The 17,697-nt window shown below is 44.9% G+C and carries 19 protein-coding genes; 9 read left to right on the top strand and 10 right to left on the bottom strand.

The annotated features are described in order from the left end of the window. Window positions 1-142: 142 nt before the first annotated feature. The 4 genes from Q1J64_RS11245 to Q1J64_RS11230 form a co-directional block, all read right to left on the bottom strand. Window positions 143-1,150 carry a FecCD family ABC transporter permease gene (locus Q1J64_RS11245; RefSeq protein ID WP_301109156.1) on the bottom strand — a complete coding sequence of 336 codons (1,008 nt, stop codon included), beginning with the start codon at window positions 1,148-1,150 and terminating at the stop codon, window positions 143-145. Continuing rightward, window positions 1,147-2,154: a FecCD family ABC transporter permease gene (locus Q1J64_RS11240; protein ID WP_301109155.1), complete on the bottom strand. Its 1,008-nt coding sequence runs from the start codon at window positions 2,152-2,154 to the stop codon at window positions 1,147-1,149. Before Q1J64_RS11240 ends, Q1J64_RS11245 begins: the two co-directional genes overlap by 4 nt. 78 nt (window positions 2,155-2,232) lie before the next feature. Then, a complete protein-coding gene (locus Q1J64_RS11235; RefSeq protein ID WP_301109154.1) occupies window positions 2,233-3,165 on the bottom strand; it encodes an iron-hydroxamate ABC transporter substrate-binding protein in 933 nt (310 codons plus the stop codon). Then, window positions 3,165-3,962 carry an ABC transporter ATP-binding protein gene (locus tag Q1J64_RS11230; RefSeq protein WP_301109153.1) on the bottom strand — a complete coding sequence of 266 codons (798 nt, stop codon included), beginning with the start codon at window positions 3,960-3,962 and terminating at the stop codon, window positions 3,165-3,167. The genes Q1J64_RS11235 and Q1J64_RS11230 overlap by 1 nt, the downstream gene beginning before the upstream one ends. Before the next feature lie 120 nt (window positions 3,963-4,082). Here Q1J64_RS11230 and Q1J64_RS11225 point away from each other — a divergent pair, with 120 nt between their 5' ends. Then, complete coding sequence (locus Q1J64_RS11225) at window positions 4,083-5,129, top strand: NAD(P)/FAD-dependent oxidoreductase (RefSeq protein ID WP_301109152.1); 1,047 nt, start codon at window positions 4,083-4,085, stop codon at window positions 5,127-5,129. Here Q1J64_RS11225 and Q1J64_RS11220 read toward each other — a convergent pair. The 5 genes from Q1J64_RS11220 to Q1J64_RS11200 all read right to left on the bottom strand — a co-directional run bounded on the left by Q1J64_RS11220 (window position 5,109) and on the right by Q1J64_RS11200 (window position 8,087). Next, complete coding sequence (locus Q1J64_RS11220; RefSeq protein ID WP_301109151.1) at window positions 5,109-5,882, bottom strand: alpha/beta fold hydrolase; 774 nt, start codon at window positions 5,880-5,882, stop codon at window positions 5,109-5,111. The two genes, Q1J64_RS11225 and Q1J64_RS11220, sit on opposite strands and share 21 nt — an antisense overlap. 20 nt (window positions 5,883-5,902) lie before the next feature. Beyond that, window positions 5,903-6,523, bottom strand: coding sequence for an MOSC domain-containing protein (locus tag Q1J64_RS11215; RefSeq protein ID WP_301109160.1), 621 nt, complete (start codon window positions 6,521-6,523; stop codon window positions 5,903-5,905). Window positions 6,524-6,755: 232 nt separating this feature from the next. Then, window positions 6,756-7,211, bottom strand: coding sequence for a spore coat protein (locus tag Q1J64_RS11210; RefSeq protein WP_301109150.1), 456 nt, complete (start codon window positions 7,209-7,211; stop codon window positions 6,756-6,758). A 67-nt stretch (window positions 7,212-7,278) separates the two neighbouring features. After that, on the bottom strand, window positions 7,279-7,611 hold the full coding sequence (locus Q1J64_RS11205; RefSeq protein WP_301109149.1) for a hypothetical protein: 333 nt from the start codon (window positions 7,609-7,611) through the stop codon (window positions 7,279-7,281). A gap of 143 nt (window positions 7,612-7,754) precedes the next feature. Beyond that, entirely contained in the window at window positions 7,755-8,087 is a 333-nt protein-coding gene (locus Q1J64_RS11200; protein WP_301109148.1) for a DUF5658 family protein, read from the bottom strand. A gap of 255 nt (window positions 8,088-8,342) precedes the next feature. On the opposite strand from Q1J64_RS11200, the gene Q1J64_RS11195 reads away from it, so the two are divergent. Genes Q1J64_RS11195 through Q1J64_RS11180 form a run of 4 tightly spaced genes read left to right on the top strand, consistent with a single transcriptional unit; the run spans window position 8,343 to window position 11,059 of the window. Further along, complete coding sequence (locus tag Q1J64_RS11195; RefSeq protein WP_301109159.1) at window positions 8,343-8,705, top strand: GntR family transcriptional regulator; 363 nt, start codon at window positions 8,343-8,345, stop codon at window positions 8,703-8,705. After that, on the top strand, window positions 8,705-9,613 hold the full coding sequence (locus Q1J64_RS11190) for an ATP-binding cassette domain-containing protein (protein WP_367183460.1): 909 nt from the start codon (window positions 8,705-8,707) through the stop codon (window positions 9,611-9,613). Before Q1J64_RS11195 ends, Q1J64_RS11190 begins: the two co-directional genes overlap by 1 nt. Next, entirely contained in the window at window positions 9,585-10,334 is a 750-nt protein-coding gene (locus Q1J64_RS11185; protein ID WP_301109146.1) for a hypothetical protein, read from the top strand. Before Q1J64_RS11190 ends, Q1J64_RS11185 begins: the two co-directional genes overlap by 29 nt. Beyond that, complete coding sequence (locus Q1J64_RS11180; RefSeq protein WP_301109145.1) at window positions 10,331-11,059, top strand: hypothetical protein; 729 nt, start codon at window positions 10,331-10,333, stop codon at window positions 11,057-11,059. The genes Q1J64_RS11185 and Q1J64_RS11180 overlap by 4 nt, the downstream gene beginning before the upstream one ends. Before the next feature lie 274 nt (window positions 11,060-11,333). Here the strand turns inward: Q1J64_RS11180 and Q1J64_RS11175 are convergent, their stop codons facing one another. After that, window positions 11,334-12,203 (bottom strand): dimethylarginine dimethylaminohydrolase family protein, encoded by an 870-nt coding sequence (locus tag Q1J64_RS11175; RefSeq protein WP_301109144.1) that lies wholly within the window; start codon window positions 12,201-12,203, stop codon window positions 11,334-11,336. Between the two features lie 141 nt (window positions 12,204-12,344). On the opposite strand from Q1J64_RS11175, the gene Q1J64_RS11170 reads away from it, so the two are divergent. The 4 genes from Q1J64_RS11170 to Q1J64_RS11155 all read left to right on the top strand — a co-directional run bounded on the left by Q1J64_RS11170 (window position 12,345) and on the right by Q1J64_RS11155 (window position 17,642). Further along, window positions 12,345-13,265, top strand: a complete 921-nt coding sequence (locus Q1J64_RS11170; RefSeq protein WP_301109143.1) for an NADP-dependent oxidoreductase — start codon at window positions 12,345-12,347, stop codon at window positions 13,263-13,265. A 118-nt stretch (window positions 13,266-13,383) separates the two neighbouring features. After that, window positions 13,384-15,762: a bifunctional 2',3'-cyclic-nucleotide 2'-phosphodiesterase/3'-nucleotidase gene (locus tag Q1J64_RS11165; protein ID WP_301109142.1), complete on the top strand. Its 2,379-nt coding sequence runs from the start codon at window positions 13,384-13,386 to the stop codon at window positions 15,760-15,762. 108 nt (window positions 15,763-15,870) lie between these two features. Beyond that, complete coding sequence (locus Q1J64_RS11160; RefSeq protein ID WP_301109141.1) at window positions 15,871-16,983, top strand: mandelate racemase/muconate lactonizing enzyme family protein; 1,113 nt, start codon at window positions 15,871-15,873, stop codon at window positions 16,981-16,983. Further along, window positions 16,980-17,642, top strand: a complete 663-nt coding sequence (locus tag Q1J64_RS11155; RefSeq protein ID WP_301109140.1) for a GNAT family protein — start codon at window positions 16,980-16,982, stop codon at window positions 17,640-17,642. The genes Q1J64_RS11160 and Q1J64_RS11155 overlap by 4 nt, the downstream gene beginning before the upstream one ends. Window positions 17,643-17,697 lie beyond the last annotated feature (55 nt).

Raw genomic sequence — 17,697 nt, 5'->3', positions numbered from 1 at the left:
AGGTCACGCCACAGTCTTCAGATAGATCCTAGGCATTCACATGTATCTATAATGGAATATTTTGTAATAATTTTTAACTTGAAAACCATTGTATTATCTTTTACACATAAACAAGGACTTGACTTTTAATTCGGTCAGAATTCTACTTCTTCAACAACAAGTAACAAAAATAAGGAGCACCGATTAGTGAGACGATGATGCCTGCGGGAATACCGTTGGGCTCTAAAATATTACGCCCGATTGTATCAGCAAGCAGCAACAGGAAGCTTCCGATCAGAATGGCAATCGGTAAATTCATTCGGTGACGCGGTCCAATAAGAGACTTGGCAATATGCGGCGCCATCAAACCGACAAACGCAATGCCACCTGTAACCGACACGGCCGAAGCAGCCAACGCAACTGCAGTCAGCAGCAAAACCAGACGCTCACGTTCTACCGAAACACCGACCCCTGTAGCCAGCGATTCATTCAGCCCTAACAGATCCAATCGATACGCTTTATACAAAGCAAACGGTATCAATAGGAGCAGCCACGGCAGTAGAGCCCAAATAAACGGCCAGTCAGTGCCCCAAATATTCCCCGCAATCCATCTGGAAATGAAATCAACCTTTTCACGTTCTGCTGAAGAAATGATGACGACCATGATACCTGAAAGTGCCATAGAAAACCCGATCCCGACAAGTACAAGCCGCATAGGCTGCAAACCAGTTTTTCGGCTGTACGCAAACAGATAAATAAGAATGGATGTCACCAGTGCTCCTGCAAATCCTACTAGCGGCAGTAACAGCGAGAACCATCCGGCTTCAATCGGGAAGAACAGGAAAAAGAGTGCGATTGCCACTCCGGCCCCTGAATTGATTCCGATAATTCCGGGATCGGCCAGATCATTTCGTGTAATCCCCTGTAAAATAGCACCGGACAGAGCCAGAGCGGCACCCGCTAGAAGCGTAATAATAATTCGTGGAAGCCTGATGGAAAACAGGACGTATTCTTCTTTGAACGTTCCTTGTCCGAGAAACACAGGGATGATTCGGTTCCACTCGATGGATGCATAGCCGAGTCCCATCGCAACAGCGCTAAGCAGTAGTATCAAAACAGTAAAACCGCCGACCAGGAGACGTTGTTTTTTTCGTATATGGGGAAGAATCATGAGAATGCACGGCCTCCTTTACGGACAATCACCAAGAAGAATGGCAGTCCGATGACAGCGATCAAAGCGGCAACCGGCGTTTCAAATGGTGCCTGCAATGTCCTGCCGAGTATATCCGCAAGCAGCATGAAGCTTCCGCCAATGACAGCTGAAACGGGAATGATGAAACGATAATCTGTACCGACAATGGCCCTCACAATATGCGGAATCATTAATCCCACAAACGCCAGATTGCCCACTAATGCCACAGCGGACCCTGCTAATAAAATAATGATAATGAAAAGAATAACCTTCACCTTAAGTGTGTTTTGTCCAAGCCCAATTGCGACTTCTTCATTTAGACTCAGTAAAGTCAGCTGGCGGGACAGCAGAATCGCAATGAAAATACCTGCCAGAATAACAGGGACAATTACTTGCAGCTGGCCCCATGTCGTGCCGATGACTCCGCCTGCAGTCCACATAGAAACTTTTTTAGAGATTTTAAAATATAGGCCGACTCCTTCTGCTATTGCAAATAGGAAAGTGGAGATGGCTGCACCTGCCAAAACCAAACGAATTGGCGCAAATCCTCCACGTTTGGCAGAAGCGATGCCAAAAACGAGAAGAGCGCCGGCAGCTGATCCAATAAAGCAAGCAATCATAATTCCGAAATAATTAACGCCGGGCATTAATGCGAGAGTGATTGCAAGAGCCGCATTGGCTCCTGCCGTCAGCCCGAGTAACCCCGGATCTGCCAGCGGATTCCGTGTCATCCCCTGCATGATAGCCCCTGAAACTGCTAATGCCGCACCGACAAACAGTGCACCGATCTCCCGCGGCATACGGATTTCCTTTAAAATCAGCGCGGCTGATTCTTTGCTGCCTGTGAAAGAAAGCCGGACATCCCGCCACGAAGTGTGAGCAGCACCAAGCTTCATAGCAAGCGTGAATATCATCAATAAAAGCAGCATACTGGCAAGTAGTTTGATGCTGAAAGGGATTGTTTTTATTCGCTGTTCTTTCATTTGCTCCGCTCCTTGCCTTTTTGGTTCATAAGAAAAGGATCCTCACTTCCGAAGGGGAGGGGGATCCTTGTTCGATTATTATTTCGTGCCTAAAAAGTGCTCTTTAAAGAAATCAAGCTGATAGTCCAGTGTCAGCGGGTCATTGAAATAGAATTCGTCTCCATTGGCCACAAATACACGATCATTCTTCACAGCCGGAATGTTTTTATATGTTTCGGTTTCCATGAAGGAATTATCCGCAGCATCAAACATACTCAAAATCATGTAATCTCCCGCAAATTCAGGAAGTACTTCAGCGGACAGCGCATAATAGCCTGGTTCCATTGCCGCTTCCTTTACTTTCTCAGGCATCGCAAGTTTCATTTCCTGATAAAGAATTTCTGTGCCGCGGCCCCAGCTATCGCCGTATACATACAGTTCTTTATCAAACTTTTCGACAACAGAAACGGTGGAATCTTCACCGATTTTCTCTTTAATCTCATTACCTGCATCTTGTGCACGCTGTTTAAAATCTTCTACCCATTTCGTTGCTTCTTCTTCTTTGTTCAACAGCTTTCCAATTTCAATATGCTGTGTCAGATAATCAAAATTGCCGTATGTATAAGTTACCGTCGGCGCAATTTCTTTGAATTTATCGATATTTTTAGTAGTGTTGAAGCCAATAATTAAATCAGGATCAAGTTCGATGATTTTCTCGATGTTTTCTTCAGATACTTCTTCAACATCCTGCAATTCAGAATCAAAGCGAGGATTCGATTTCGACCAAGAATCAACGCCGACCAGATCGACGCCGAGTGAAAGTACGTTACCCGCAAAACTAGCGAGCACGACCACGCGTTTAGGATCGGCGGGTACTTCCACCGGGCCTTCTTCAGATTCATATGTGATCGTACCGCTTTTACCTTCGTCCTCTTTTGGTGCTGCTTCATTCGACTTGTCTTCCTGCTTATTACCACATGCTCCTAAAACTAATGCCATCAGCAAGAGTGCCGGCAGTATAAACTTTTTCATCATTCACTGTCCCCTTTATATAGATCATATGTAATACATAATGGTTTTCCAGTTCTTGGATCTGTCCCGATTTCCGCGTCAATCCGGAACACTTCACGCAAAATATCTGGCTGGATGACATCCGCACATTCACCTGCACGAACAATTTCTCCGTCTTTCATGGCAATAATGAAATCGGCAAAACGGGCTGCCTGGTTTAAGTCATGCAGCACCATCACAATCGTGCGCTGCTGTTCTTTGTTCAACTTTTGCAGAAGTTCCAGTACTTCCAACTGATGTGCCATATCCAGATAGGTCGTCGGTTCGTCCAGAAAGATAATATCTGTTTCTTGTGCTAACGCCATCGCAATCCATACACGCTGACGCTGACCGCCAGACAAAGCATCAACTTCGCGGTATTTGAAACCGCTTGTGTTCGTTACATCAAGCGCCCAGTCAATGACTTCGATATCGTGTGCCGTCAGCCGTCCCATCGCGTTCTGGTAAGGAAATCGTCCGTAAGATACCAATTCACCAACTGTCAAACCGCTGGCAGCTTCCTGAGTTTGCGGGAGAATCGCCATTTTACGTGCCAGCTTTTTGGTATGCTGTTTCGCGATATCTCCGCCGTCAAGTACAACTTTTCCGGATTGATGGGGGATCAGCCGCGTGACCGCTTTTAGAAAGGTGGACTTGCCGCAGCCATTTGCACCAATAATTGCGGTAACTTGCTGATCCGGTATTTGAACGGAAAGCCCTTTGACAATAATCCGGTCATCATAGGAAATTTGTAAATCTTCTGTATATAAGCGCACCATTTACTGCATTCCAACCTTTCCCGCAAGATAAACGTTGATAATGATTCTCATTTTCAGTACAATAAAAACTATAATTCGAAACGCTGTCATTGTCAAATACTTTTTAAAGGGGAAATTACTGTGGATAGAAAAGATATCTTAGACATTACAATCATTGGCGGTGGACCTGCCGGGCTATACTCTGCTTTTTACAGTGGTTTGCGGGAAATGAAAGCTAAAATCATTGAATACCAGCCGCAGCTTGGCGGGAAAATTCATGTCTATCCGGAAAAAATGATCTGGGATATTGGAGGCGTTACACCGGCACCCGGTGCACAGGTAATTGAGCGGCTGGTAACACAGGGGCTTACATTTAATCCGGAGGTTGTACTGAATGAGAAAATCACTCAGATTAAAAAGTCAGAAGAAGGCTATTTTATTCTACAGGCTGCTTCAGGAACCGTTCATTACAGTAAAACTATTATTTTGGCGACAGGCACAGGAATTTTGAATCCACAAAAAATCGAGGTCGAAGGGGCAGAGCGCTTTGAAGTGACCAACTTAAATTATACAGTGAAGTCATTAGGCCGTTTCAAAGGAAAGACCGTCCTGATTTCAGGCGGAGGAAATGCTGCAATCGACTGGGCCAATGAACTGCAGCCGATTGCGAAGAAGGTTGTTTTAACCTATCGCAAAGATAATTTGAATGGGCACGAAGCACAAGTGAGGCAGCTGCTGGAGAGCGGTGTGGAATGTCATTTCAATACGAATATTTCTCGTTTCATTGCTTCGGAAGATCACAGTAAAATTGAGAAAGTGGAGCTTCAGCACAATGATGACGGTTCTCATATAGTGGTCTCTGTAGACGAAGTCATTATTAATCACGGCTATGAGCGGGATACTTCATTGATCGGGGATCAGCAGCTCGGCATTGAATTGAACGAGTATCAGCAAATCGCGGGTACCTGCAAAAGTGCGACATCAGTTGACGGCATGTTTGCGGCAGGTGACGTACTGAGTCATGAAAGTAAAGTTCACCTAATCGCAGGTGCATTCCAGGACGCTGCCAATGCGGTGAACTGCGCAAAAACCTATATAGACCCCGAAGCCAATGAAAACGGAATGGTTTCTTCGCATAACGAGTTGTTTAAAGAGAAGAACCGTGAATTAATAAAGCAGCTTATTTGAGGCATGAATATTATCTTGAATCCACTGGGACAGCATTCGGTTGAACATGTCAGGCTGCGCGACGGGGAAGCCGTGTCCCATATCTGAGATTAAAATAGATTGACAGTTAGAAAGCTGAGCAAGGCGCAGCGCAGAGTCTTTCACCTGTCGTGTTTCTTTTGTGCCGACAGACGCAAGAAGGCGTGTGGTACTGCTTTCCAGGTTGACAGGCAGTGAAAAGGAGAGGTTTTCCTGCAGCATTTCTGTCAATATCCGGCTATTCATTTTCTTAGTTGCTGTATAGTATTGTTCAAAATACTCGCCGTCCACATAGAGCTGACGTGCCTGCAGCCTGGCAAACTGCCGGTTTTGTATGAGAGGGTAAGTAAGACTAATCATCGGTTTGATGAAAGGAACCGCATAATTCATCGGCTTCGCTAAGGCACTATTGATCATGGCAGAATGAATGAGGTTGGGCGATAGACGGATCATTTCAAGACAGATTTGTGCACCAATGGAGAATCCTACGATATGGACGGGTTTGCCCTGCTCTTTCTGTGCAAGCAGTTCCAGTAGTTCTGCAGCATTTTCATGGATAGAAAATCGACTGTCTCCGCTGCGTGCGCCATGACCTTGAAGCGTAGGCACCAAGACGTGATACTCGTTGAAATTCGGAATTTGCTGCTCCCACATCCATGCATCAACACCGCCGCCGTGAATAAACAACAGGATTTCTCCTTCAGTATTGCCATATTCTTTATAGTAACGATTCATTCTGCCATCACCCTTTTCTATTAGACTTTCTGAAGTTTATCTATCCGTTTCGCAAGCTTTTCCTGCCAGTCTGCAGCCAGTGCATCGACTGCCGCAATCCGTTTCAATCCATCCAGGTCTCGCGGCTGTTTAAAATAGACTTCATTTGCGTAGAGAATCGAGACAGCATTCGGATCTCGTTCAAGAAGCGTGATTGGTGAATCAGCACGCACTTTGCCTTCATTCAGCACACGGCATAAATAGCCGGTGAAGCCAGTATCAATGAGTTTCTTCATGAGATCAGGCAGGCCTGTCCGCATATTGATCGTGCTGCAGGGGATCCGGCCCTGTGTGATTTGGATGACGGCTTCTCCTACTTGAAAGACATCGCCGATACAAACATCCTTCTCCAGCATTCCGGAAACCGTCAAGTTTTCTCCAAAAGTGGATGACGGCAATGTACAGGAAAATTCTTTTTCCCATAGGGGATAGTGTTCGGCAGGATAGATGCATACTGCCCGGTCAGGTCCGCCGTGGTGCTTCGTGTCCGCAATCCCGTCCCCAGTGAACCCGTCCACAGAAAGAAATGCTTCTGCAGAAGTGTCTTTACAAATCGCACTCACATACTCTTTTCCTCCAGCCGTCTGCATACTGCGTGGCATGCCAATCGAAAGCGTTCGCAATTCAGGTGTAGATTCCAATGAAATTCCTTCTTTCTTATGTAGACTCTTTATCCGCTATTATACAATAGACTCGAATAGAAGGCGCTAGAATGCTGAAAGATTCTGTCAGTTGCGCAGTTTTAATTATGCTCAGAGAAATAAGCACATATTAAGAGGAAATGAATATACTAGAAATAAGAAGATAGGCTATCGCAAGGATAGCCTATTTCTCTTACAGAATATCTAGTTGAACAACAAGCGCAAGTAGGATCTGAAGTAATAATTGTAATGAAATAGCTACGTCTGTATCTACAGTAGTTACCTCAACGTCGCGACAATTGACGATAATCAATCGTTGGCGGTTTGTCTGACGGATTTGAGATCTTTCCAATAGTTCTGCTGTGACTCTTTCTGCACGTGTGCCGTCAGCGATGGAAATGTTGACAACAATCGCAATGGCAACCTGGAGTGCTGCCTGCAAAGATACGGCTACTTGCGTGTCGGTCGTACTGACGGTGATGCCGCAGGAATCCCGGATGACGATCAGCTCGTTGGACAGCTGGTCGATTTCCGAAGATACTTCTGCGTCAGCACCTGTGTTGTTATTGTAAGAACCTGGATAACATGAATGTTGGGACGACGGGTCCAGTGCAGACCATCGCTCTTGCTCATGTGAATAGCAACTCATAGTTTTCTACCTCCTCTCTCTTTCTAGTAGATGCACGGCAAATTAGTTGAACTGAATAAAATGACTATCAGTTGTCCTTTTTATTTTCATCCGTCATCTCGCTGTTCTCTTTCTTCTTTGATTTCTTCATAAAAGCCTCTCTGAGCGGGTTGGCGTTAGACGTTGCTGATTCCTCCTGAGAAGTTCCTGCCTCATACGTTGTTTTGGTCTGCAGAAAATCCTCAACTTGTGTTTTAAGTTGTTCGACTGTCTGTTTCAAGTTTTCCCGCTGCTCTGCCGAAATCCGAGTTTTTGCTTCCTCCTTATCAATCTGATTTTTCTTGAATAAATCTGCGATAAAAATCTCCATTAGCTGACTGGACAATCCGGTAAGATTCTCTTTATTGCTTTTACCTTCCAATTAACTCACCTCCTATTCCCTATGTATATTCTGGATGAATAGGAACGTCAGGGCGTCTGGCTTTGCTATATGCAATATTCCGTAAATAAACGAAAAGAGCAGTCGAGGAAGTACTATCCTCAACTGCTCTTTTGCTAGTAATATTAGATCGCCACTGCAATCAGCCAGAAAATATGTAAGCAGATCACAGTGACATATAGGAACAATGCGCTCGTTAGTCCAATGCGCAGGAAGACACCCGTTTTACCGACAGTGACGATATAAAGCAGCAGAAGCGGCAATCCGAGTTTTACTGTATAGTACAGCACGATACTTTTCTCATACATGAATGAAACGAGCAGATTCGCTTCTTGGATATGACCAAAGCGCAGTCCGTAATCAGTGAAAACTGCATCTAATAAACATAAGCAGAGCAATAGGAAACTCGCATTTAACAAGCGATTGCGCTCAATTGGCAAACCTTTTGCAGTATCCATAATTTCCACTCCTAATAGGTAAAGTTACTAGATAGGATGCGCAGAAAGTACAAATTTTATTCATCAAAATAGAATAGTTTACATGATCTTACACTAGTAAATACTTTGTCTCAGTTAAGGATGTATTCAGTGATGCACGGCAGTTGCCGGGCATCTTTTTGTTTTTAATATTGCAAATGTAACCAAAATAAAGTATAGTACATTACAACAGTAATGCACTGAGTAACCAAGAAGGCGGTGAGGCTCTTGCTGGAGATGGACGGCGAAAAACCGATTTATATACAGATTGCAGAATGGCTGGAGAAAGAAATCATTGACGGAACACTGAAAGCACATGACAAAATGCACTCGCAATATCAGCTGGCGGAGCTATTCAATATTAATCCGGCAACTGCCGGGAAGGGGCTGACAATTTTGCTGGACGCGGAACTGATTTATAAAAAGAGGGGACTCGGTACGTTCGTGGCTGCTGATGCACGGGAGAAACTGCTGGCAAAACGTAAAGACAGGACATTGCGCCGCTTAATTCACGAACTGTTAGATGAAGCCAGACTATTAGGCATAGAAGATGAGGCACTGTTCGAGTTTATTCAGACTGAGCGAAAGGAGAGATCATGATGCCTGCAATCACTATGCAAAATGTAACGAAGACATATAGGAAACTGACGATATTGGATCAAGTCAATCTGGCAATCCGAGAAAACGTCATTACAGGCGTGGTCGGACGAAATGGAGCAGGAAAGACGACTTTGATGAAGATGATTTCCGGGTACACGAAGGAATCGGAAGGTGAGTTGCGGGTGTTTGGTGAACGTCCTTTCAACAGTCTGTCGGTATCCGCCAATTCCATTTTCATTGATGACATGATGAACTTTCCCGATGCACTTTCATTGGAAGAAATTTTAGTAGAATGTGAACGTTTCTACGCCAATTGGGATGGAGAACTTGCGAGACGGCTGCTCGAATACTTTTCGCTGCCGCTGATGCTGAAACACCGGGTACTCTCTAAAGGAAAGCGCAGCACATTCTATGCGGTGGTAGGAATTTCTGCACGCTGTCCGCTGACCATGTTCGATGAACCAATTACGGGAATGGATGCGGCGGCACGCAGGGATTTCTACCGTGCATTATTGAAGGACTATATTGCACATCCGCGGACAATTTTATTATCAAGTCACCATATGGAAGAAATGGAAGACCTGCTCGAAGACATCCTGCTGATTGATGGAAAAGGTATTGGCTTCCATGGACCTGTTACGGAACTGCAGGAGAAGTTTGTTTCATTGCAGGGGAAGTTGAAAGTCTTGGAGGCTCATGCAAACCGATATGCAGTCATTCACCGTTCAACTACCGGCCCGCTGGCAGAGTGGATTGTTGATAATGAACATACAGCCGAAGAACTGCAGGAGCTGAAACAGGCGGGTATCCGTATAGCTGCAGTATCAGCAAGTGATGCTTATTTAGCAATGACAGGTCAGACGAGAGGAGGGGTAGATGATGTTTTCGACGCAATGGAGCGTGCATGAAATAGCGAAACGCCAGTTTTTATTCAAGATAAATGCCAATGCACCGATTTTTACGATGCTAATTGTGCTACAGATTATTGCGACCGTTTTTATGGGCGGTGCTTCCACATCTGGCTATGAAAGCTGGGATGACCCGTTTTCTTTCACTTACACGACCGTATCAAATGATGGACAAATTGGATTGACAATGTTTTGGGCGCTGATTGTGGGATTCCTGCTGACATCTGCTGCCCAGCGAAATGAATCCTTTGCCTTTGTGACGAACCGTCTAACTTACCAGCTCGCAAATTTTTATTTCTTCTGCACAGCGGCGCTGCTTGGCGGTGTCACAACCGTTATGCTTGGATCAGTCATGAAAATTATTACGCTCGTTGTCAGCAAGGGAGTAATTGAAACAGCAGGCTTATTTTCTGCACCCGGAGATTTTTTCGCTCAAATTTTCGTTATGACCGCCTATACACTGCTGCTCATGCTGGTCGGTTATACAATTGGCATATTCATTCAGCTCAGCAGACTGTTCATTATGCTGTTTGCACTGATCTGGATGGCATTTACCCAGTTCTCATTTTTTATGCTGAGCGCAGATGACGGCGGTTTATTGCACTTTTTCTATGGAGAAACTTCTATTCTATTGTTTACGATAAAAGTGTTGGTCGCCGCCGCGGCGTTATTCGGCATCAGCTTCTGGGTGACAAATCGGCTGGAGGTGCGTAATCCATGATTATTTTTACAGTTGTTATGCCTGTTCTTATTATACTTGCAGTCGTCATTATCTGGCTTGTCATAAAGAACATGGGGAAGATGCGAATGAAAAAGAGTTTTCACCGCAAGTTGATTATTGGCTATATTGTGCTGCTGTTCGTCGTGGTGATAGCGGCAGAGATTATGGAAAAGAAATATGATCGGCAGCCGCCTCCTAAAGCACCGGAAAGTGCCATGGGATTTGATTTGAGATATGCGATTGAGCAGAGATCTGCAATACCTGAAAGGCTTGTCGAAGCAAAAAGAACGCATGAAGTGAAAGGAGAATTCTCAATTCCTAAGTTCTACGAGGGTGCCTATATTCTGATTGAGCGGACATCGGAAGAGAGCAATACAATCGAGGAAACGGTCTATAAACCCGAGCTGTTTGCCGGATATGATACGTCTTATGGGGGGCTCTATGATTTATCAGATCAGCTGAAAATCGAGCTGCCTGTGTGGGATGATCACTCGATGCGTGTGCCACGGCAGCCGCAGAATCATATTCAATACACGGTGTATCACGATTCTAATATGCTGAATCAATTCAATCACCCCCACAATAAAAGCAGTAGTTCCAGTGCCGGCGTGACAACCGGCATGACGTCCGGCATGATGACGATTCACCTAGTCATACCTGAATCCATTCAGCTGGAAATTCCCGAAACTGGTGATGAGTATGAGCAGTATATAGAATTACTGTAAATGAAAAAGCTGTCCTAAAAATTCAGGACAGCTTTTTAGATCTCGGCCCACCGCGCGGCGCTCCAAACAAGCGGCCCACCGCACCAAAAAGCTTCACAAGCGAGCCAAAGACTGCGGCGACCGCGCATTTAACCCGCTGATACGCACCAAACCATGTATTGAACGAACCAAACTATGCTTTCACCGCACCTTTCCGTCAGATCCTGCGTAAAAATACACCATATTAAAAGACTGTCTGCAGCTCTGGAAACGAGCTTGCTGACAGTCTTTTGTGTTATCCGCGCTCCACAGGCATTGAGCAGCATCTGAATGAGCCGCCGGATTTAATGATTTCAGAAAAGTCGATTTCGATGACTTCAAAACCATTTGCACGCAGAGCACTGTTTACTTTTTCATTTTGCGGCAGGCTGAATACTTTTCCGTCGCCGATCGATAGAACGTTTGTCCCGAGTGAGAATTGTTCGTCTGCTTCAACTTCAATTAATTCGAATGAAGCCGCCAGTTCGTCCAGTGTTTCCTGATCAAATGCAGGAGGGAAAACCAGTGCCTTCTCAGATGAAAGGATATTGAACACACAATCCAAGTGTAAATAGCGTCCGTCGAAAGGAATCCGTTTGACTGTGTACTCAGGAAGCTTTTTTTCAAGCATTCGGACTGCTTTCGCAGATGTGCGGCTGCTGATCCCAACGTAAATGGTATTTTGATCCACGATCACGTCGCCGCCTTCCATCCGGTCGGTAGCAGACTGGTAGGGGATTTCCTCCTCAGAAAGCCATTCCTTAAGCGGTGCTTCTTCTCCCTTGCGGATGTCAGCCGCCAAATCTGCGACAAACACTTCGTTTCCGATTGTAAAGCCAATATCCCGGGTGAAAACTTGTTCTGGGAATTCTTCAGATGCAGGAAGAGTAATGACATCTACATCGTTTTCCTTTAATAATTTCTCGAACTCTCCATGCTGTTTCATTGCACGTTCTTTATTAATATTCTCATCTTCATATTGTTTTTGAACTTCATTTATCGCTTCATCAATTGCCATGAATTTTGGCGGGCATAGAATAACCCGGCGTAACGTATCGTATTCTGTCATGCACTGTATAGTTGATGGTTTCTGTAGTTGAGCTCCCAATATTCGTGCGCCTCCCATTTTGAAAGTACAGTGTCCTATTCCCTGTATTCATAATAATAAACATCCTTTATTAGCAATATTTTGAGGATTAAGCCGCCGGTTGGGAACGTAAGATAATAGATGATAAACTGATGCAAAATGAAGGGTGGAGGGATTGTAATGAAAGCAATTGTGAAACAGAGTGCCAAACCGAATGATATCATGCTGACAGAAGTACCTGTTCCTGAATTCAATGAGGAAGAGATGCTGATCGAAATACGTGCTGTCGGTGTCGGAATTCATGATGAATATTTTCTTCCCAGTGACATTTCCTATCCTTATCCAATCGGAATTGAAGCGTCAGGAATAGTCCGGAAAGTTGGTTCGGATGTAGCAATTTACAGCCCCGGAGACCGCATTGCGTTTGTTAGCATGATGCAGCAAAAGGGTGGAACCTGGGCAGAATATGCGGTGGTTCATAAAGATTCACTTAGTTTCAGGATTCCTGAGGATATGAGCTTTGAACAGGCGGCGGCTATTCCAGTGGCAGGTAACACGGCGTTGAAAGCAATTGAATCATTGGAACTGGATTCTGGCGATTCATTGTTCATTGCAGGTGCGTCAGGTGCAATCGGGACGTTCTTGATTCAGCTTGCCAAACAAAAAGGCCTGCATGTCGCTGCTTCAGCTTCAACGAAAAATCATGAATACATGAAGACGCTTGGGGCGGACTATACAGTCGATTATCATGATGCAGACTGGCAGAAAGATGTTGGGAATTGGGTGGCAGGCGGAGTGAATGCGGCAATTGCGGTTCAGCCGAACACTGCTGCAGACAGTATGAATACAGTAAAGAACGGCGGGATGATCATCAGTATTTCGGGTGATCAGGTCAATGGGGAACGCCAAATATCAGCGCAAATTGTTTCACATCAGCTGGATATTAAGCGTCAATTGGACAAAATGGTAAGCGATATCGCAGATGGTTCCATGGAAGTGGTAATAGAAGAAGTTTATCCATTCATGGAAGGCTTTGAAGCGCTGAAAAAAACGCAGACCCGGCATGCGAGGGGTAAGCTAATTCTTTCGATGGATAAATGAACGGTAAACAGCCGCTACTAAATGGCTGTTTTTTTAAAATTACACATATCGATTCCGTCTCTCTTTAACTATGTTACACTAATAGTATCAGAAAATTCTTGAATAGGGAGAGGATTTCATGTCGTTGTTGAGAAGGACGGGAATGTGGCTTGTCATCATGCTATTGGCTTTATCAGGATTATCTTTCGGACAAAATGTAAGCGCATCCAATCCACAGGAAGTGACGCGGGGAGAGTTTACAAAAGCCATTGTTGAAGCACTGGATTATGAGCTGGGTGACGGGACAAGTCATGCGTTTACGGATGTGGACAAAAGTCTTGCATCGTTTGTAGAAGCTGCTCAAAAACATGGACTGGTAAAAGGCACAACAGCCACTACGTTTAAACCGAATCAAAAACTCACTCGTGAACATGCATTTTTGATTGCATCAAGAGCAGTAGATTCAGACGAGTCTTATCCAGTCAGTTTGTTGGACAAGTTTAAGGATAAAAAAGCATTTAAAACAAATGAATCGCAAGAACTCGCAAAGAGTGTAGGGTTAAATATTTTCCGTGGTTATCAAGACGGTACCGCGAAACCTCAAAAAGTTATTATTAAAGGACAAGTAAAGAAAATTATCGACCGTGTGCTCGAAGTACAGAGCCAGCATCCAGGCACACCGTCGGATGACACGGTAGACTTACGAATTATGGGGACTTCTGATATTCATACAAATTTTGTGAATTACGATTATTATCAAGATGCTCCGATGCAGGAATACGGGCTGGCTAAAACGGCGCTGCTGATTGAGGAAGCGCGGAAAGAAAACCCGAATAACGTCCTGCTTGATAACGGAGACTTGATTCAAGGAACACCGCTTGGAGCGTATAAAGTAAACGTTGATCCGCTAAAAGACGGGGAAATGCATCCTGCGTTCGCGGCGTTCAATATATTAAAATATGATGCCATGTCTTTAGGGAATCACGAATTCAATTACGGCCTCGAATATTTGCAGCGTGTGATTGACGGTGCAGAAATGCCGGTCATCAATGCAACGGTGCTGGATGCAGAAACAAAGGAAAATAAATTCGAGCCTTATGTGATGCTTGATCGCAAAGTAAAAGATGCTCAGGGACAGTCACATGACTTGAAAATCGGTGTGATCGGTGTAGTAACACCAGGTATTATGGGCTGGGATAAATCGCATCTCGGAGGAAAAGTGATTGCGGAAGACCCTGTTGTTTCAGTGAATAAATTCCTGCCCAAAGTGAAGAAAGAAGGCGCGGACATTGTAGTAGTTATTTCTCACTCAGGAATAGGTGATGAGACATACACACCGGGAGAGGAAAATGTCACGTATCAGCTGTCGGAAATCGATGGCGTCGATGCTATTTTGACAGGGCATGACCACGGTTTGTTCCCTGGTAAAGACTATGCGCAGTTAAAGAATGTTGATTTGGAACAAGGTAAGATTAACGGCACTCCTGTCGTCATGCCCGGCAAGTTCGGCAGCCATCTGGGAATCATTGATTTGCAGCTTGAAAAGGCAGGAGATGATTGGAAAGTGGCCGGCGGTAAGGGCTTCTTGCGGGAAATCGACAAGGAGTCGGATAAGGTGGATCAACGTGTGATCGATGCGGTGAAGGAAGCGCACGAAGGAACGATCGAGTATGTGCGCAGTCCGGTCGGTGAAACGAAATCCCATATTACAAGCTATTTTGCACAAGTTCAGGATGACCCTTCTGTGGAAGTGTTGACACAGGCACAGACGTGGTATGTAAAGAACGAACTGAAAGGAACGGAATTCGAGAAGCTTCCATTGTTGTCTGTAGGGGCTCCATTTAAAGCGGGCGGACGCAATGGCTCCAACTATTATACAGATATTCCTAAAGGAGAAATCGCTATCAAGAACGTGGCGGATCTGTATGTACACGACAACACAATCGTCGCGCTGGTCATGACGGGGGCAGATGTGAAAGAGTGGCTGGAAATGTCAGCAGGCCAGTTTAATCAAATTGATCCGGCTTCAAGTAAGGAACAGGTATTAGTCAATGATGATTACCGTTCATATAATTTCGATGTTATTGACGGTGTGACATATGAAGTGGATGTAACAAAGCCTGCAAAGTATGATCCAAGCGGTAAAACTTTAAATGAAGAAGCCTCACGTATTGTCAATTTTAAATATGAAGGGAATCCGGTGGACCCGGATCAGAAATTTGTGCTTGTAACGAATAATTACCGTTCAAACGGTAACTTCCCGGGTGTGCGCAATGCTTCGGAAACAATAGAGTATGCGTATGAAAACCGTGAAGCGATCATGGATTATTTAATCGAACAGAAAACTATCGATCCTACGGCAGACAATAACTGGACATTCGTGCCGATTGACGGCACACCGAATACAGTTTTCATCTCAGCGGAAAAAGCGAAGAATTTCATTACAGAAGGAAGCGGGATTAAATATATCGCACCTACTCAGGATGGTTTCGCAAAGTACTCGATTAAATTGAAGTAAGCACAGTTAAAGTGACGGGAGCCTTCCGGGGTTCTCGTCACTTATTTTCATTTCCTGTATGGTAAAATATATTCTATATGAGTGTGTTGCTGAAAGGTGAGAAATGAAATGAAGATAAAAGAACTTGAAATATTTGCGATTAGATTACCTTTGATCGAACCCTTTGTCATCAGTTATGGAACATACCATGATATGCCATCTATTATTGTGAAACTGACAACGGATACGGGGCACATCGGCTACGGCGAAGCTGTGGCGGACGATCACGTAACAGGTGAAAGCTGGGAGAGTACATTTGCTGTGATTCAGCACACGCTAGCCCCCCGTCTAATTGGTGCGGACCCCAGCCGTTTTGAATTCATTCATGAACTGATGGATCAGGCGATTTATGGTGTTCCGACAGCGAAGGCGGCTGTCGATATCGCTTGTTTTGACGCTGTCGGAAAGGCGTATGGAGTGCCAGCGTACAATCTGCTCGGGGGAAGATACCATGAGAAATTTCCAATCACGCATGTATTGAGCATTGCCTCTCCTGAACATATGGCGCAGGAAGCTGCGGAACGAGTCGAAGAGGGCTACGGTTCATTGAAGATGAAAGTCGGCACGAATGTGGCGGAAGATGTAGAACGGATTCAAGCTGTGCGTAAATGTGTTGGAGACGATATCGCAATTCGTGTGGACGTCAATCAAGGATGGATCAACAGCGCGAATACACTGCAGGCGATGAAGCAACTGGAAGCCTGTGGACTCGATTGGCTGGAGCAACCGGTGAAAGCGGATGATATTGATGCAATGGTGGAAATTAAAGCGAAGACATCAACACCTATGATGATCGACGAAGGCTTGCGCGGAGTTCGGGAAATGCGGGAAATCATTGCGAAACGTGCAGCGGACAAAGTGAATATCAAGCTGATGAAATGCGGAGGGATGTACCCTGCGATGAAGCTTGCACATATGGCTGAAATGGCAGGAATCGAGTGTCAGGTCGGTTCGATGGTCGAGTCGTCTGTCGGTTCTGCAGCTGGATTCCACGTGGCATTTTCGAAAAAAACGATGACGAGTGTTGAGCTCACAGGCCCGTTGAAATTCAGCAAAGATATCGGTAATCTGCAATATGACGTTCCTTTTATTCACCTAAATGAACAGCCTGGACTCGGGGTGGACGTGGACGAAGAGGTGCTGGACGAATTGACGGTTCGCAAAGTGAAGGTAACGGGATGACTTCATTGCAGACAGATATTAGCTTTCTGACGGAAGAGCAGTTGCCGGACATTATGGTGCTGCAGGACAAAGTGATTGCCGTTTTGGAGAAACCGGAATTTCTGCAGCCGTTAACAGAGGACGAGTTTTTGAATATTTTACGCGGCAATGGCATGATGGCTGGTGCTTTTGTGGAAGGTCGGCTAATTGCATTCCGGGCGATGTTGGATCCGGGAGATGATGAGGAACATTTAGGAGTGGATGCGGGTATTCCTAAAAATGAGCTATCCAGCGTTCTATATTCAGAGGTTTCATGTGTGGATCCAAAGTTTAGGGGAAATGGGTTGCAAACAACACTCGGTAAATGGTTGTTGGAACGGGTGGATACGGAACACTATCGTTATATCTGTTCAACGGTTGCGCCGCTTAACATACCAAGTCTGAAAGATAAGTTTGCACTTGGTTTGCGAATTGGAGCACTGAAAATCAAATATGGCGAAAAGCTGCGCTATATATTGTTCAGGGATTTGCGTGCAACTGTTCAGACTGATCAACCCGTTGCATCCACTGTAGTTTTAATGAACGAAATTGTAGAACAGCAACAGTTGCTTAAGGAAGGCTGGATCGGTTCGAAAATGGAGCGGCGTGGTAACAACTGGTACGCCGTGTATGTAAAGTAACATAGCAGAAAAGACTGTGGGGCAAGTTTACAGTCTTTTTGCTGATTAGAACAGA

The organism is Sporosarcina sp., assembly GCF_029257255.1.
Lineage (GTDB): Bacteria > Bacillota > Bacilli > Bacillales_A > Planococcaceae > Sporosarcina.
Note: the sequence above shows the minus strand (reverse complement) of the source record. Positions and strands in the feature narration are given on the sequence as shown.

Coding starts and splice junctions, on each gene's coding strand:
- Q1J64_RS11235 (WP_301109154.1), bottom strand. CDS start 3,165: ATGAAAAAGTTTATACTGCCGGCACTCTTGCTGATGGCATTAGTTTTA.
- Q1J64_RS11190 (WP_367183460.1), top strand. CDS start 8,705: ATGCCTGCAATCACTATGCAAAATGTAACGAAGACATATAGGAAACTG.
- Q1J64_RS11240 (WP_301109155.1), bottom strand. CDS start 2,154: ATGAAAGAACAGCGAATAAAAACAATCCCTTTCAGCATCAAACTACTT.
- Q1J64_RS11215 (WP_301109160.1), bottom strand. CDS start 6,523: ATGCCACGCAGTATGCAGACGGCTGGAGGAAAAGAGTATGTGAGTGCG.
- Q1J64_RS11180 (WP_301109145.1), top strand. CDS start 10,331: ATGATTATTTTTACAGTTGTTATGCCTGTTCTTATTATACTTGCAGTC.
- Q1J64_RS11245 (WP_301109156.1), bottom strand. CDS start 1,150: ATGATTCTTCCCCATATACGAAAAAAACAACGTCTCCTGGTCGGCGGT.
- Q1J64_RS11195 (WP_301109159.1), top strand. CDS start 8,343: ATGGACGGCGAAAAACCGATTTATATACAGATTGCAGAATGGCTGGAG.
- Q1J64_RS11165 (WP_301109142.1), top strand. CDS start 13,384: ATGTCGTTGTTGAGAAGGACGGGAATGTGGCTTGTCATCATGCTATTG.
- Q1J64_RS11160 (WP_301109141.1), top strand. CDS start 15,871: ATGAAGATAAAAGAACTTGAAATATTTGCGATTAGATTACCTTTGATC.
- Q1J64_RS11170 (WP_301109143.1), top strand. CDS start 12,345: ATGAAAGCAATTGTGAAACAGAGTGCCAAACCGAATGATATCATGCTG.
- Q1J64_RS11185 (WP_301109146.1), top strand. CDS start 9,585: ATGTTTTCGACGCAATGGAGCGTGCATGAAATAGCGAAACGCCAGTTT.
- Q1J64_RS11200 (WP_301109148.1), bottom strand. CDS start 8,087: ATGGATACTGCAAAAGGTTTGCCAATTGAGCGCAATCGCTTGTTAAAT.
- Q1J64_RS11210 (WP_301109150.1), bottom strand. CDS start 7,211: ATGAGTTGCTATTCACATGAGCAAGAGCGATGGTCTGCACTGGACCCG.
- Q1J64_RS11220 (WP_301109151.1), bottom strand. CDS start 5,882: ATGAATCGTTACTATAAAGAATATGGCAATACTGAAGGAGAAATCCTG.
- Q1J64_RS11175 (WP_301109144.1), bottom strand. CDS start 12,203: ATGGGAGGCGCACGAATATTGGGAGCTCAACTACAGAAACCATCAACT.
- Q1J64_RS11230 (WP_301109153.1), bottom strand. CDS start 3,962: ATGGTGCGCTTATATACAGAAGATTTACAAATTTCCTATGATGACCGG.
- Q1J64_RS11155 (WP_301109140.1), top strand. CDS start 16,980: ATGACTTCATTGCAGACAGATATTAGCTTTCTGACGGAAGAGCAGTTG.